Origin of the sequence: Leptospira jelokensis, assembly GCF_004769635.1 — a bacterium.
GTDB lineage: Bacteria > Spirochaetota > Leptospiria > Leptospirales > Leptospiraceae > Leptospira_A > Leptospira_A jelokensis.
This window is the reverse complement of record NZ_RQGH01000010.1, coordinates 1-14454: the sequence shown is the minus strand read 5'-3', so window position 1 is coordinate 14454 and position 14454 is coordinate 1. Positions and strand designations below refer to the sequence as shown.

Here is a 14454-nt window from a genome sequence, read left to right as displayed (position 1 = left end):
AGAGATTGTCTATTCTAAAATCACGTTGGATTTCCAGATTTCCCAATAACGAATCCCCATTTGCGTATGGACTTTTAAAAACTCTTCAATTTCCTCTCCTCGGGATTTGGGAACGATGACGGGAGCAATTCCTAAGTCCAACCTTCGGTTTAAGATCGTGTCAATCTCTGATTTGGCATCCTTTGTGACACGATCACAATCCTCTTTTCGTTCTTGCAGTTGGGTTTCATGTTTTGCACAAAAAGTTGCGGTTTGCATCACGGAGCCGTTTTCCAAAAGTCGATCCAATTGTTTATTGATCGAAGGTTTACATGATAAGCAAATGAAAACAAAATGAATCAAGAGAAATAGTCGCACGAAAGTTTGATTTCTCATACTTTTGAATCTTGGGCAAAATTGGCAAGTTGGTCAGCTCGTGCATTTTGTTCGCGAGGGATGTATTGGATTTCAAAATTTTCAAACGAAGATTTTAGTTCTTCACATTTTGACTTAAATCCCATCAAATCTTTATTTTTGACTTTGTATTCACCTTTCATCTGTTTGACGACCAATTCTGAATCTAATCGAAACTTAATTTTTCTGATATTTTGTTTGATAGCTTCTTCCATTCCGCGGAGTAACGCATGCCATTCGGCAATGTTATTGGTTGCGTTCCCAATCTTTTCAGAAAGGAAAAAAAATTCGATTCCATCATTGTTTTGGAAGGAAACGCCAATGGCAGCAGGTCCCGGGTTTCCTCGTGAGCTCCCATCGCAATAGACAAATGTGGTGTCTTTTGTGGACATATAGTCGACATTGTTTTTGTCGTGATCCCTCTCACCAATCAAAAACATGAACCAATTTGAAAAAAAAGACGGTGATTTTGAAATTAGGAGGACTTTTTCGAGCAGGCATGATAAATGGAGCGTATTGGGTGGCGGGTGGATATCCCCACCCAGTTCGATTAGGGCGGGGAAGTATACCTTAATATCACCCCCAAAGGAAAACCAAATGACCGAACGAGGATTAGGCGCCCTCATCATGTTTGAAAATCGCCTTCGCAAATTAAAAAAAGAACGCGAAAAATGGGCAAAAAAAAACTCCATCGAATGTTATCGCATTTATTCCGAAGATATTCCTCAGGTTGCTTGCATTTTAGATCGTTATCCCAATGGTTTTGTGTTATACGATAAAAGTTCGCTGCGATTCAAGGCAGAAAGCGATCACGACGAAAGATTATCAACAATTCAAGCAATCATTCGTGATGTATTTCAGTTGAGCGAAGGAGAATTGTTTCTTAAACAAAGGCAAAAACAAAAAGGCAAAGAACAGTATGAAAAATTTGCACTGGAAGGGAATTTTTTCTGGGTTAAGGAAACAAATTTAGAATTTCGCATAAACTTAACGGATTACCTAGACACTGGATTGTTTTTGGACCATCGCGTGACACGAAGTTGGATTAGAGATAGGTCAAAAAATAAATCCGTCCTCAACTTGTTTTCCTATACGGGGGCATTTTCCGTTTACGCTGCGTCAGGTGGTGCCAAAAAAACAAAGAGCATCGATTTATCAAAAACCTATTGTGATTGGGCAAAACAAAATTTGGAACGGAATGGATTTGTAAACCAAAATCATGAGATCATCAATGCAGATATTTTAAAATGGGTTGAAGATGAGTCCAGAAACGCAAATCGGGAACGTTATGATTTGATTTTTTTAGATCCTCCTACCTTCTCAAATAGTAAAAAAATGTATGAAGAATGGGATGTGCAAACCAAACATAGAAACTTACTATTATTATTGTTAACAAAATTTCTAAATGATAATGGAGAGATTTGGTTTTCCACAAATTTTAGAAAATTCAAAATGGAAGTGGAAGAAGAAGAATGGAAGGAAAGGGGATACAAATGTATAAACAAAACCAAAGAATCAATTCCCCTTGACTTCCGAGACGATAAGATCCATCAACTTTTCTGTATCACACCAAATCATGACGTAACGATTTGATTAGGATCGATCGAATACGGAGCAAAATTTGAAATGAATTTAAGTTTTACAAAGAAAATGGTTTTAGATGAAGAAGTGGTGGAAGATGATTCCGTAACAGTGTATCTACGTTCCTACTTAAAAACTAATTTTATAGAAAGGATGGTAAAAATTAAATTTTTGAATTTTATACCGAACCATATTGTTTTTACTTCTTATCAATTCGGAAATGCAATTTGGAATATTGGCAAAGGAGTTGTGGAAGCCAATTCTTGGGAATCAGAAGAACAATTGATTGAGATATCTAATCTTACAAAACACTTTCAATCGTCATTTGAAAATTCATCTGTTACGGTGGAGTATGCTATAAAAAAAATTATTCCAGACACTTTATCTGCTTCTTTAGATGGTGAGCTCACGGAAAAGATCAATGAGTTGGTTATGCAAAACAAAATTCACAACGATCTTACATGGAACCAATTAGTGATGAATTATCGAATGTTATCCAACGAATTCATTAAAAATTTGACGAATCAAATTTGAATTTTGTATTATTGGTTCACAAATGGATCAATCCTTTCTGCGAGGATCCTTCGGTTTTCACCTGATTGTAAAGATAAAATCCCTCTCATAATCGCCTGACGTTCGTTACTTTCTCTTTTGGCCACAACTTTGAGTTGGTTGGATATAGGTAATAAGATTAAGTTTGCAAACGAAATTCCATAAAATGTGGCAATGAAAGCAGTTGCAATCCCTTGCCCTAACACCTTTGTCCCTCCATCTAAATTTTCAAGGACAGTGACAAGTCCAAGTACAGTTCCAATGATTCCAATGGTGGGAGAAAATCCCGCTGCAGTCTCAAATACTTTTGCCGACTTCATATCTTCTTTTTCTTTTTCTTCGTGAGCTTCCCATAAAATTTCTTCGATGGTTCTTGGATCTGATCCATCCACTATCAACTGAATTCCTTTTTGCAAAAAAGAATTGTCTAATTTTTTAGATTCATCTTCTAACGAAAGTAAGCCATCCTTTCTTGCTTTTTCCCAGAACCGAAAGAATAACAATTTTAGATCAGTTTCCTTTCTTTTTTTTAAGGCGAAACGAGTATCACGCACGGCTCTAGAGATTTGAGAGAGGGAAAATGAGGCAAAGGTTGCTCCCAAGGTACCTCCGATAATGAGAAACATTGCTGGGACATGGAAAAATGATCTTAATGAAGCACCTTCAATCAAAATCGCAACAAAAACGGATAAAATCGATGTTAGGATACCTAACAATGTTGAATGGATCATTGGATTCTTGCCTCTTTTTGATCAGGACGAACACTGATTCGCCTGAGTGAATCTTTTTTTTCGATAACTTCATTTTTAAGACGTTCCCAAATTACTGAATTTGGATTCTCTCTTAACCTTGTAGAAATGACAGGTTCAACCTCTTTCCAGTTTTCTTGGTTGATAAACAGCCTAACTCTCGCTAATTCTAATTCGTTGGCTTGTTCTGTTTGGTTATTGGATCGGTAAAATCTTTCAAGTAAACTCATGGTATTTAAAGCATTGTTCCACTCACCAAGAGATTCAAACATGGGAATCAAAGAGTTCCATGCAAATTCTTGGAATTCAGAATCTTTGCTCAAATCTTCTAAAATTGGAATGTAGTCTGCTTCCGGTGTTGTGAATTTTAAACTATTGAATGCAATTCTTAATAAGTCAGGTTTGGGTGATTCAAATTTTCTAGCCAATGCAATTGCATCTAAACTCAATTTGCTTTGGCCAATGTTATGGTAAAACTTCGCATAGGATGAAAATGATTCATAGTAGAGGTGTTTGATATCAATTGCATCCTTTCTTAAATCTCCAGAAGAATATTTTAAGACAGAATCAAGTACGTTGACTGCTTCCAAAAAAGTTAGATTGTCTAATTTTTCTGCGAAGTATTTTAATTTCCAATCAGAAGGCAGAGAATTGGAATAATTGATTTTATTTGCCATGTAATTTGGATAATAAATATCAAAATTCCAAAAAGACTTTCTACTGAGAAGAGACAAAGCGTTGATGTGATGGAATTGATTCGTTTTGTTCCGCGTTGTGATGATTAAAAAGGGATGGTTTTCCTCACTCAATCTTTCAATATAAGATATGATCTGAGATTGGTTTGAATTCAATCCTAAAACAACTGTTTTGCCCTCAATTTCTGACCTTTTTGGTAAAAACGGATTTGATGGGAAGGGCAACACCGATTTGTAAAAGATATATTCTTCTTCATTAAAATTGAGATTTGTAATCGCATAAGGAATAGGGTCAAATATTTCCTTTTTGGAAAAAGGTATATTTGTACGGATTGTCGGTGGGGAAAAAAATAGAATTACAATAAGACTCGCTACAACTAACATCACTATCCTTGGCAAACGAATGATGTGTTTTTGTAAGAGATACGGATACATCAATACGGGTACAAACAACATGGCAGTCAATGTACGAATGCCCATTGGCAAATTCCAAAAATACAAAAGAAACGAAAGGCAAAGGTAAATGCAGGTTTCAATTCCAATCATCAAATATTCTTTATATGGAGTTTTGTTTGGCTTAAAAAAACCAACGATTGTCCCTGTGATGATGCATAGTGCGATAAAAAACGAGCTCCAATATGTTTGGTAAATGAAAAAGAAGAATGCAAATAACAAAGAGACTCTACCAATCAAATACACTGCCTTCGTTTCTTTTTTTAATCCACTCAGCAAAGATAACACTCTTCCAATTGTAACAGAGAAGGAGATAGATAGGATGAGCGGTATTTTTGGACCTGGCTGAAAGTAGAGATGTAAAACACAGTAAGAGATCAGTAATGATAAACTAGATCTGTAAAAAGGAGCAAATAACGGATGTTTACCAATTTTTGATCTAATTTTATAAAATTTACTCGAGATAGGCGTTTGTTGGAATAATGAACTAAAAAAATAAAAAGTCAAAAGGACATAAAGAGATGCTAGTAATACTTTGATCGAATAATTTTGGTTAGGTTCAAATAAAGAGTAAAAAGTAAATGTAGTGACACCCAAAGTGAAACTTAGGAATCGAAAATCGCGGAGAGAACCTCCATAAATTCCAATCAAAAATGCTGATAAAATACTTCCAACTAAAACCAATTCAAAAGAGAAGATGTAATCAATTAAGAACTCGGAGCTATTCCCTGAGAACAACCAGATGGCTTGTCCAATCGAAAGAATGAGTAATCCTAAACTAATTGTGAATGATAAGTTTTGTTTGTACTTTCGATAAATGAAACCAGCAGCAAAGGATATGGCAGTTAACGCTTGCAATACGGGATATGCTGTGTCCGTCCTATCAATGAGAGCCATCTCTGAACCCGCAACATAAAAGAACAAAGACAAAATATATCCAATTGATAGGCTAAGGCTAAATTCAAGCGAAGGGAAGAGGCCAGTTTCCCAGAATCGTTTCCATTGAGAGTCCATAGAATTGCTACCAATCTTGTGGTATGGGTCTTGTTCGCAAACGAAAGAAATTCTAATTTTATTTGGCGGTGCACAAAATGTTTGACCAAAAGGCCCCTTGTGCCGATTTTGACTATAACTATGCTAACGTTCTTATCTATATCCTTTTTGGTTCTCTATGGTTTTGACATTGTGATGTTGTTTTACTTTGGCTTACACACTTACCTGATGGTATTTTTGTATAGCCGAAACAAAGAAAACTGCGCAGAGGATGATACAAAGATCCTTTCCATCAAAGACAAAAATCTGCCAGTTGTCACGGTGCAATTACCCATTTTTAATGAGTTCTATGTGGTAGATCGTTTGATCGAATCTGCCTGCAATTTACAATACCCGGCTAAAAAACTCCAGATCCAAGTCTTAGATGATTCCACTGACGAAACCATCGAAAAGGTGGCAGGTCTTGTTTCGCAATACAAAAAGCAAGGCATCTGGATTGAACATGTCCATAGAACCAATCGCAAAGGCCACAAGGCAGGAGCTTTGGACGAAGGGATGGCAAAAGCAAAAGGGGATTATATTGCCATTTTTGATGCAGACTTTACCCCAGACCCGGACTTCTTACTCCGCACCATGGGTTATTTCGATGACGAATCCATTGGTATGGTGCAAACGAGATGGGGACACATCAACGAAACTTATAACATCCTCACTAAGGCTCAAAGTTTTGGAATCGACGGCCACTTTATGATCGAACAAGTGGCGCGTAATGGTTCCAACTTATGGATGAACTTCAATGGAACGGCTGGGATTTGGAGGCGTTCTTGCATTGAAGATGCTGGTGGTTGGGAGCATGATACACTCACAGAAGATTTTGACTTATCCTACCGTGCGGAACTCAAAGGATGGAAATTCCGTTACATCAAAGATGTGGTTTGTAAGGCAGAAATCCCAGCGACTATGAATGCATACAAAGCACAACAATTCCGCTGGTGCAAAGGTTCCATCCAAACCGCAGTCAAACTCATCCCTCGCATTTGGAAATCCAATGAATCCTGGAAAATTAAAGGTGAGGCAATCACACACCTCATCAATTATTCCGTGCACCCACTTATGATCATCAATATCCTGCTCACAGCACCACTTCTCCTTATGGAATATTGGGCTGGGTTTAAGATGGAAGACCTTCCAATGGAAATACTTTTTGGATCGGCAGCTTTCCTTTCCATCGGTTCCATGGGACCTGTTATTTTTTACGCATATTCCCAAAGGGAAATCCACAAAAACTGGAAATCCAAACTCATTTACCTGCCTGTGCTTGTGATGATTGGAACAGGGATTGCTGTGATGAATACGTATGCATGGATGGAGGCTGTTTTTGGCATCCAGTCAGGATTCAAACGCACTCCCAAACTACGCATTGAAAAAGAAGGGGATAGCCTACAGGACAAAATCAAGTATGTGGTTCCTGTGGATTACCGCGCCTTTTTAGAATTTTTTATGGGTGCGTATTGTGTCTTTTGCATCTATTTATCCTTTATGGTTGGAAAACCCTATATGATTGGTTTCATGGTTCTCTATTCCATTGGATTTTTCTATGTCTCTTACCTTTCGGTTGCGGAGTCGTTTTGGAAATTTAAACCAGCAACCAAGGCCGAAAAGGAACTACGTGCCGTCGCTTAAGGAAAGGCGATGGTACTTACTTGACGAAACCTTTCCTTCCAAAAAGCTGTAAATTCAACCTAGGTTCAGGGGTCATCCATGAGTGAAAAAGTCTACTGCGCGAACTGTTTGCATTGTGTTGTGGTTCGCCAATACGAGTCGGAGCAAGATAAATACATTCTTCGCGTAAAATGTAACAAGAAGAAATGGTCGAAACGTTCCGGTGAAGAAAAACTTTATAAATACTTTACTGTCGCTCGTCGTATGCAAACCAATTGTGAGTATTACGAGGAAATGGGAGAGATTTTACCTTACATCAAAAACTTGAAAAAAGAACTCCCAATCAAAGACGAAATCTACATGGTGAAAGCCGTCTAAATCATAACTGGCGTGTTGTTTCCCAGGTTACCTCGCGCCTTCGCTCGAAAATTTCACAAAACGGAAAACAAAAGAGAACGGACGATTCAGGGTCAATTCCTGATCCCCGTTCCTTCGGGCAGCGTACTTTCAGATTCTTATCCTACTAGAGTTTCACATGGACAGCTTATGTTGTCGCATAACGGAACCAAGGTGCTTGCACCAGTCAATGGGGTAGCAACATTAACTCCTGACCAAAAATTCTTCCAAATCAAACAAGATGGTTCATGGTCGACAAATGCGGAGTATAAATTCCAAACATATGATCTTGGATCCATGTTGCAGGCGTTTGATGATGGTGCGCTTGCCTCTCTCGATTTAGTGAATACTCCTTTAAAGGATTATTTCTCAAAATTCAATTCAAACTCTACCTTTACCTTAATCCTTTCCCCATTTTCCAGATACCAACACCTTGATTTTGAAGAGATGACTTTAACCTCAATGAAAGAGGCTTTTCGCAGTTTTGTTGATCTACTAAAAACTGTTTTCCCAAAAGCAGAGGTCAAAAATTTTTTTGAAATTCAAAACTTACAATTTGAACATCCAATGGGGATTCCTGAATATTTTTTGCACAAACAATTCCAATGGGATGTTCTGAAGTCAAAAAAGATGCTTAACTCAAATGAAGTTCTGTATTTAGGTGCTGAGACAATCTACCATCTCTTAAGAAAGTTATACTTTGGTGAACCGTTCACCAAACGGCATTTAGCTGTGTTTCTCGTGGATCGAAAAGGTAGAATGGATTTAGAGCCACGTCAATATTTTTTGACTAACGGTCAGTCTTTAGCTTTCATTCCTGCCAATATGGACAAACGTTACAAAATTGCTTCTTTTGATACAGTGTTTGAAGCAATCCAACCAATGGATGTCCAATCGTTAGGTTATTTTAACATCTACGAACATTATTCGATTACTCTTTATGAAAAACTTCCGATTTCTCGTAAAGAATTCAGTTGTATCGATTGTATGGAATGCAATCAATATTGCCCAACACAAGCAAATCCGATTCAATTGATTAAAGGAAAAAAAGAAGAATTCGAAAAAGATAAATGTGTAAGTTGTGGGATTTGTTCTGTTTATTGTCCTGCTGGGATCGATATTAGAAAACGAATCGAAGAGGTTTTGGTTTAAGTAATGATGTTAAAAAACCTTTACATCCTTTCTGAGAATAGTTGGGGGATTAAGTCTTCCGAAATCTTTGCCGATTTTTTCTATTTCATTACTCTAATAGGATTTTTGGGGTATTCACTCGCCTTCGTTTCACCGATCCCTATCGTTCCTATTTTACTCGTGGCTCTAGTCACTTTGGTTTACCTTGGTTTATGCATCCGAGCCAACCAATCCCCCTATTGGTTAGGACTCATCTCACAACTGTTGTTAGTGATTGTGATTTTACCAACAACATGGTTTGATCCAATCCTATTGACTTTCAGTTTTACTTTATCTTATGCTCTTCATTATTTTTTAATCCAAAACTATTCAATCCGTTTGCCCATTGTAAGTTTAGTGTTTTTATTTTTGTTTTTATTGGACACGGCATTTTCACTCATTGGATACCAACTTCGCCAAACAGTTGAATTACAGTCTTTTTCTGGGATTCAATTAGAAACTTCCGTATTCCCCATTTCTCTACCTTGGGTGGCATTTGAACCGACCGAGACCATTCGGTTTGTCTCCATTGGGGAATGTTTGGGCATCTACCTTCTCGTCTGTGTTGCATGGGTTTCCTTTCGAAGGACAATATTACTTAGTTTATTTCTCCTTTGGTCCCTTCTTTTTTATGTTTGGGGCTTAGGCACTGGCCTTTCCGGAACCAATTGGCTTCTATCGTTTGCTTCTTTGGCTTTCTTTTTGCAATTAGCACCAGGTCGAAATTTTTATGGTTCTTATTATGTGACATTATTCAGTTTTGTTATTTTACTTCCCATTGCTTTCTTTGTAGGGAAAATGGGGATAAGTGCAATTTGGGTCGTGATCGTTTTTTTTCTGGTAGAGGCTCTCTTTGTCAGGGTTTTTCTTGGAAAATAAGGCGAGTTTGGAAAGGTGGGAGTAAGTAATACCAAATGAATCAACTTCTGGAGATTCTAGATCCGAAGAATATCATTTTCGACTTTAAAGCATCTACTAAAGAAGATGCGATTCGTAAAATGATTTCTCATATGATCGCCACACAAACATTAGATGCTGTTCATGAAGAGGAAACTGTATCTTCATTGATGAATCGAGAAAAATCAATGTCTACAGGCATTGGTAGTGGTGTTGCAATTCCTCATTGTTCCGTTCACTATGTTAATGAACTAAAGTGTGCCATGGCAATCTCACCAAATGGAATTGATTTTGATGCATTAGATCATGGCCTTGTTCAAATTTTCATTATGTTGATCGTTCCTAAAAACAAGTTTCAAGATCATATCAAAACATTGGCATTGATTGCAAAAACTCTAAACATTCCTGAAGAAAGAGAAAAACTCATCAAAGCCAAAAATTTCGAAGAAATTCAAAAGGCATTCCTCTCTAAAAGTTAACGTTGTGAAGTCGGAAGTTTTCCGTTTTCTTTATTATTTATTTTTACTTTCGGCAGTAAGCACCTTTGTTTCCGAATTCCATACCCGAGACAAAACCTATCTTTTTGCAGATTCTGGAATCACAGAAGTAAAATCCTCCCAAAAAGATTTTTTTACATCGTATTCAGATTTTTGGAATCGAATTTTGTTTGAGTCAGGAGGACTCACTCAAAATGGAGAGTTGGTTTATCGTCACATTGGGAGCCGTTTTTTTGCCACATTACATTTGGCAATTTTTAGTATTCTATTTGGCTCTTTTTTAGCATTCAGTTTGTCTTTGTTAGTAATATATCTAAAGTCTGATACTTTATACAGGATTGTATTTTTTATAGCAAATTTTATTCTTTCTACTCCTATTTTTATTTTTGCAATCCTTCTCCTTTTGATCTTTTTTTATAAATTGGAGTGGTTCCCTCCTGGTGGATATGAATCGGGTAACATATATTATGTGGTGTTGCCAGGGGTAGCATTGGGTTCTAGAATATTTGCAAGATTGGCGTTGTATCTCTTACCGGAAGTTAAGAGAGAATCAAAATCTAAGTATGTTCAATTATTAATCACTAGATCTTATCCGTGGAGCCATATTGTTAGGATTGAAATATTTTTAAAAGTTTTACCTGTAACATTAATTCTCTTGGTTTTGGATTTTGGATCTTTGCTTTCCGGTGCAATGGTGGTAGAGGAAATTTTCTTTTTTCCGGGCATTGGTAAATCATTGTATTATTCGATTAAATCGATGGATACATACCTTTTGTCAACCTTGCTAATGTATTCGGGGATTCTCTTTTATATTTTGAATCGTATTGGATTTTACTTACAAAAGTATTTTTCTGGGGAGTATCAAAATGCTCCTTAATTTGATTCGTATTTTGTTTTTTGGCACTATATTCTACGGAATTTTATTTCTCAAGGCTCCGACATACGTTGATTTGGCCAATAACAACTTACCAATTTTCTCGAAAGACTTTTTATTTGGTACGGATCGATTGGGAAGAGATAATTTGGCTTTATTCTGTTTTGGATCTTTCTCTACGATTTTACTTGTGATACCGGCAAGATTTTTCACTATCTTGTTTTCGTTTTTAATATCTTCAGTTTCTCTTTTTTTTAAATCCAAGGTTGACTTTGTTTTGTCTGGGTTTGTTTCGGTTTCACTGTCCCTTCCATCACTTCTGTCAGCACTTGTCGTCATTACCATTTTGCCTGATAACCCTATTTCCATATTGATCGCCATTGTGGTTTCCGATTGGGCGATTGCCTACGAATCGATAACGGCAAAAATCCGAGAAATCCAATCCAGTCCATACATTACAGCTTCGATCTGTTTTGGTGCCAATCCATTCCAATTAATTGCATACCATTATGTACCTGCATTGAAATCGATGTTTCGTTATTTGTTTTTTTCTGGATTGCCAACAGTTGTGATGACAATGTCACTTTTCTCGTATTTAGGAATCCAAACATCTGTTGGGGAAACAGGGCCGGGCCTTGGAGAACAAATTTCATTTTCTAAGGATTATTTTGACAAATCACCATTTTCCGTTTTGCTTCCGATCATTGCCATTTTAATCTTGGTGTATTCCTTGGGGTCACGTAATCATAAACATGAAACATAAGATCTCAGCATTTTTATTGATCATTGGATTACTTTGTCATACGATTCCTATATTTTCCATTGATGATTATTATAATTTCCCTAACCAATCGTATAAGGGGAGTGTTAGTTTTGAGTCAAGTAGAACACTTTGTATTTTTCCCTTTGCTGCGGTAAAAGAGGATAACACAAAAGAATATTTAATGAAGGGCATCCCTTCTGTGTTATTGTCTGATCTTCGTAATTTAGAATATACTTATATAGAGAATCCTAGAAAGAATATCATTTACCATTCCTTTGGCGAGAATCCACAGTTAACGCTTCAAGAAAAAATTGACGCCGAGGAAACGAACGTAAAAAGAAAAAAGAAAGAAATTAACGACGAAAAGGACTTGGATGATTTAAGGATTGGAAAAAAACAAGTTTCCCCTGAAAAAGATCCTCGTTATATAAAAATTACAATCAAACAAATGTGGGATAAAAAACCTTTGTCCGCCGATGAGTCGTTTGGCGCTGCAACCAAGTTCAATTGTGATTATGTGATGTCCGGAACCTTCGAAGTAATGGAAAATACATTAAAAACAAAAGCATTTTTATTCGATGATTACGAAGGCAAATCAACTCCATTTGAGCACCAAACTTCCGTAATCAGAGCATACCAAGAAATGTCACCTCTCGGTGAATCAATCAAGGAAAAACTCCAAGGTAAAGAAACTACAAACCTAAGCATCACAGCTAACGGGGAAGAGGGTGCCCTTGTTTACTTGGATGGAATTTATCTAGGTAAAACTCCATTGAGTGAAAAGAAATTCCCAATTGGGAAACGATCTCTTTTTATTTTCAAAGAAGGATTTTATCCCTTTAAATCAAATGTCCTACTGGAAAAAGGTAAAAAATTTCAATTAGATGTGACTTTAAATTTGAGATTGAATCGTTCTTTTTTATCGGTTACCTCCGATGTTGAATCCGATGTGTACTTGGGCATTCAATATTTGGGCAAAACTCCCATCAGTCGAATGCCAATCCCTTCTGGTATGAACCGTTTGCGATTATCGAAAGAAGGTTACATTGATTCTTTTCGTGCAATTGATGCTCGGGACGATGAAGAAACATCCGTTGCTGTCCAAATGAGAGAGGGACAAACTGAAGTTTATTATAAAAATAAACAAAATGTTTTTCTGGATCACACCTATAAAGATTTCACTACCTATTCAATCTACGGATCATTATTGTTTTATGCAAGTTATGCATATTTAAATTACGCATCTCGCCAAGTGTATGCAGGCGCTAGGTCACAAGTGAATTTAACTAATTTTGTCGCGATCACAAACTTTTACCAAAATAATCCTAACGAGTTTTTATTCTGGTACTACACTCAAAATAAAATTATCGAAGATGCGGAATCCGAAGCAAAATATCTAAAACAAATTGCAGGCACCCTTCCAATCGAAAACCGAAGGGATCGGCAATTAGTCGCAGGTCCAATGGTTGTCATGATCGGTCTTATGTTGGTTTCTGCTGCTACATTTTACTTTTTGGGTTTAGACCAGGAGTCAATAGAAATTGGATTTTTACCCGTAAATCCTTCGAGCGTGAGTTATGGACAAAACTCGCGTGAAGGGTATGGTTATATGCAATTCAATGTTCGCTATTGAGGCTTCAAGCTAGAAATATAGTTTTGATTGTGGTTCGCCTTGATCGTGTTAGTGTTGATCACTTGCGATTCGATTATTTGGAGTTAATTTTCAGTTATGGTAGAGATTGAATATAAAATTCTATCACCGGATGATGAAGACCTAATGGCAATCATTGCAGAATGGTACATGGATGAATGGAAAATTCCTTATGATAAAACAATTGCTAAGCTAAAGGCTGTCACAAATGACCATTCGCAATTCCAATTGGTTTTATTCCAAAATTCTTTTCCTGTGGCAACGGGTGGAGTGTACCATCAGGTAGGTTTGTTGGACCAAGAGCCAAAATTTAAAATCCATAAACATTGGTTAGCTTTGGTCTATTCATTGCCTCAGTTTCGTAGAAACGGTTTGGGTGGGAAACTATGTGGTTATTTAGAGGGTACTGCCAAAGAACGCGGAATCTTGGAGCTACATTTATTTTCTGATACAGCTGTTGCATTGTATGAGCGACTTGGTTGGTCTAAAGTAGAGGTTGTTGGTTTTGGAAGTCGGAATGTAACTGTGATGAAAAAGGATCTTTTAAGCACTTAGTTGGTACTAAGAAGGTATAGATCCCCGCCCTAATCGAACTGGGTGGGGAAAACCACCCGCCGCCCAATGGCTTCCATATACCAGAGAACTACAGAACTTACCACCACAAACCGACTCCCTTAAAAAAATTCTCCCCAATTGTTCACCTTTCTACCAAAGAGAAACCAATCAAACGTTAGCTGGTGTCAATCTTGGTTTCGATTTTACGATAATCGATCCATTCCTTTTGATGAAGGATAAGGATCGAATCTATGATAAGGGTAATGCTATGACCCTCGACTCTTGCCATGCACCTCCATGATTCGTTTGGCCACAGACTCCACATAACATTGATCAAGCGCCTTCTCGCATGCCATATAACTTTGATTAATTCCCTGCACAACACTCCAGCATAAGCCGACACCCGGTGACTGAATTATGTCTCATTACCTGCGCCAATAATCCCAAACCAATCGAAAAAAATTTGATCTTCTTTTTACGAACTGCGAACTTTTTTATAAAACTGTGTTGACTGCTTAGCTTTTGAAATTACTTTGGTTTTTACCGCACGATTCTTTAGCGAATTGTGAAACC

General features: G+C 37.2%; 15 protein-coding genes. 11 read left to right on the top strand and 4 right to left on the bottom strand.

The window, feature by feature from the left end; translation table 11 throughout:
• Positions 1-9 precede the first annotated feature (9 nt).
• Positions 10-258 (bottom strand): hypothetical protein, encoded by a 249-nt coding sequence (locus EHQ62_RS04380; protein WP_244241633.1) that lies wholly within the window; start codon positions 256-258, stop codon positions 10-12.
• A 113-nt stretch (positions 259-371) separates the two neighbouring features.
• Positions 372-785: a ribonuclease HI family protein gene (locus EHQ62_RS04375; protein ID WP_135641012.1), complete on the bottom strand. Its 414-nt coding sequence runs from the start codon at positions 783-785 to the stop codon at positions 372-374.
• 205 nt (positions 786-990) lie between these two features.
• Between EHQ62_RS04375 and EHQ62_RS04370 the strand changes: the two genes are divergently transcribed.
• Positions 991-1986: a class I SAM-dependent methyltransferase gene (locus EHQ62_RS04370; RefSeq protein WP_135641011.1), complete on the top strand. Its 996-nt coding sequence runs from the start codon at positions 991-993 to the stop codon at positions 1984-1986.
• A 33-nt stretch (positions 1987-2019) separates the two neighbouring features.
• Positions 2020-2508, top strand: a complete 489-nt coding sequence (locus EHQ62_RS04365) for a hypothetical protein (RefSeq protein ID WP_135641010.1) — start codon at positions 2020-2022, stop codon at positions 2506-2508.
• 8 nt (positions 2509-2516) lie between these two features.
• Here the strand turns inward: EHQ62_RS04365 and EHQ62_RS04360 are convergent, their stop codons facing one another.
• A complete protein-coding gene (locus EHQ62_RS04360; RefSeq protein ID WP_135641009.1) occupies positions 2517-3257 on the bottom strand; it encodes a motility protein A in 741 nt (246 codons plus the stop codon).
• Positions 3254-5437, bottom strand: coding sequence for a hypothetical protein (locus EHQ62_RS04355; protein WP_135641008.1), 2184 nt, complete (start codon positions 5435-5437; stop codon positions 3254-3256). The genes EHQ62_RS04360 and EHQ62_RS04355 overlap by 4 nt, the downstream gene beginning before the upstream one ends.
• A 120-nt stretch (positions 5438-5557) precedes the next feature.
• On the opposite strand from EHQ62_RS04355, the gene EHQ62_RS04350 reads away from it, so the two are divergent.
• From EHQ62_RS04350 to EHQ62_RS04310, 9 genes are all read left to right on the top strand, one after another.
• Positions 5558-7099 (top strand): cellulose synthase family protein, encoded by a 1542-nt coding sequence (locus EHQ62_RS04350; protein WP_135641007.1) that lies wholly within the window; start codon positions 5558-5560, stop codon positions 7097-7099.
• Positions 7100-7177: 78 nt separating this feature from the next.
• Positions 7178-7456 carry a hypothetical protein gene (locus EHQ62_RS04345; RefSeq protein ID WP_002973362.1) on the top strand — a complete coding sequence of 93 codons (279 nt, stop codon included), beginning with the start codon at positions 7178-7180 and terminating at the stop codon, positions 7454-7456.
• 168 nt (positions 7457-7624) lie between these two features.
• A complete protein-coding gene (locus EHQ62_RS04340) occupies positions 7625-8626 on the top strand; it encodes a 4Fe-4S dicluster domain-containing protein (protein WP_167482840.1) in 1002 nt (333 codons plus the stop codon).
• 3 nt (positions 8627-8629) lie between these two features.
• The gene (locus tag EHQ62_RS04335; RefSeq protein ID WP_244241632.1) at positions 8630-9523 is read left to right on the top strand and encodes a hypothetical protein; all 894 of its coding nucleotides are present in this window, start codon (positions 8630-8632) and stop codon (positions 9521-9523) included.
• Positions 9524-9558: 35 nt separating this feature from the next.
• The gene (locus tag EHQ62_RS04330; protein WP_135641005.1) at positions 9559-10020 is read left to right on the top strand and encodes a PTS sugar transporter subunit IIA; all 462 of its coding nucleotides are present in this window, start codon (positions 9559-9561) and stop codon (positions 10018-10020) included.
• A 4-nt stretch (positions 10021-10024) separates the two neighbouring features.
• The gene (locus EHQ62_RS04325; RefSeq protein WP_135641004.1) at positions 10025-10915 is read left to right on the top strand and encodes an ABC transporter permease subunit; all 891 of its coding nucleotides are present in this window, start codon (positions 10025-10027) and stop codon (positions 10913-10915) included.
• On the top strand, positions 10905-11675 hold the full coding sequence (locus EHQ62_RS04320; RefSeq protein WP_135641003.1) for an ABC transporter permease subunit: 771 nt from the start codon (positions 10905-10907) through the stop codon (positions 11673-11675). Before EHQ62_RS04325 ends, EHQ62_RS04320 begins: the two co-directional genes overlap by 11 nt.
• Positions 11665-13308 carry a PEGA domain-containing protein gene (locus EHQ62_RS04315; RefSeq protein WP_135641002.1) on the top strand — a complete coding sequence of 548 codons (1644 nt, stop codon included), beginning with the start codon at positions 11665-11667 and terminating at the stop codon, positions 13306-13308. Before EHQ62_RS04320 ends, EHQ62_RS04315 begins: the two co-directional genes overlap by 11 nt.
• Before the next feature lie 96 nt (positions 13309-13404).
• Entirely contained in the window at positions 13405-13881 is a 477-nt protein-coding gene (locus EHQ62_RS04310; protein WP_135641001.1) for a GNAT family N-acetyltransferase, read from the top strand.
• The last annotated feature ends 573 nt before the right edge of the window (positions 13882-14454 follow it).

Bases quoted from the DNA above. Each gene is read 5' to 3' on its own strand.
- EHQ62_RS04380 (WP_244241633.1), bottom strand. From the start codon at position 258: ATGCAAACCGCAACTTTTTGTGCAAAACATGAAACCCAACTGCAAGAA.
- EHQ62_RS04375 (WP_135641012.1), bottom strand. From the start codon at position 785: ATGTCCACAAAAGACACCACATTTGTCTATTGCGATGGGAGCTCACGA.
- EHQ62_RS04370 (WP_135641011.1), top strand. From the start codon at position 991: ATGACCGAACGAGGATTAGGCGCCCTCATCATGTTTGAAAATCGCCTT.
- EHQ62_RS04365 (WP_135641010.1), top strand. From the start codon at position 2,020: ATGAATTTAAGTTTTACAAAGAAAATGGTTTTAGATGAAGAAGTGGTG.
- EHQ62_RS04360 (WP_135641009.1), bottom strand. From the start codon at position 3,257: ATGATCCATTCAACATTGTTAGGTATCCTAACATCGATTTTATCCGTT.
- EHQ62_RS04355 (WP_135641008.1), bottom strand. From the start codon at position 5,437: ATGGACTCTCAATGGAAACGATTCTGGGAAACTGGCCTCTTCCCTTCG.
- EHQ62_RS04350 (WP_135641007.1), top strand. From the start codon at position 5,558: ATGCTAACGTTCTTATCTATATCCTTTTTGGTTCTCTATGGTTTTGAC.
- EHQ62_RS04345 (WP_002973362.1), top strand. From the start codon at position 7,178: ATGAGTGAAAAAGTCTACTGCGCGAACTGTTTGCATTGTGTTGTGGTT.
- EHQ62_RS04340 (WP_167482840.1), top strand. From the start codon at position 7,625: ATGTTGTCGCATAACGGAACCAAGGTGCTTGCACCAGTCAATGGGGTA.
- EHQ62_RS04335 (WP_244241632.1), top strand. From the start codon at position 8,630: ATGATGTTAAAAAACCTTTACATCCTTTCTGAGAATAGTTGGGGGATT.
- EHQ62_RS04330 (WP_135641005.1), top strand. From the start codon at position 9,559: ATGAATCAACTTCTGGAGATTCTAGATCCGAAGAATATCATTTTCGAC.
- EHQ62_RS04320 (WP_135641003.1), top strand. From the start codon at position 10,905: ATGCTCCTTAATTTGATTCGTATTTTGTTTTTTGGCACTATATTCTAC.
- EHQ62_RS04315 (WP_135641002.1), top strand. From the start codon at position 11,665: ATGAAACATAAGATCTCAGCATTTTTATTGATCATTGGATTACTTTGT.
- EHQ62_RS04310 (WP_135641001.1), top strand. From the start codon at position 13,405: ATGGTAGAGATTGAATATAAAATTCTATCACCGGATGATGAAGACCTA.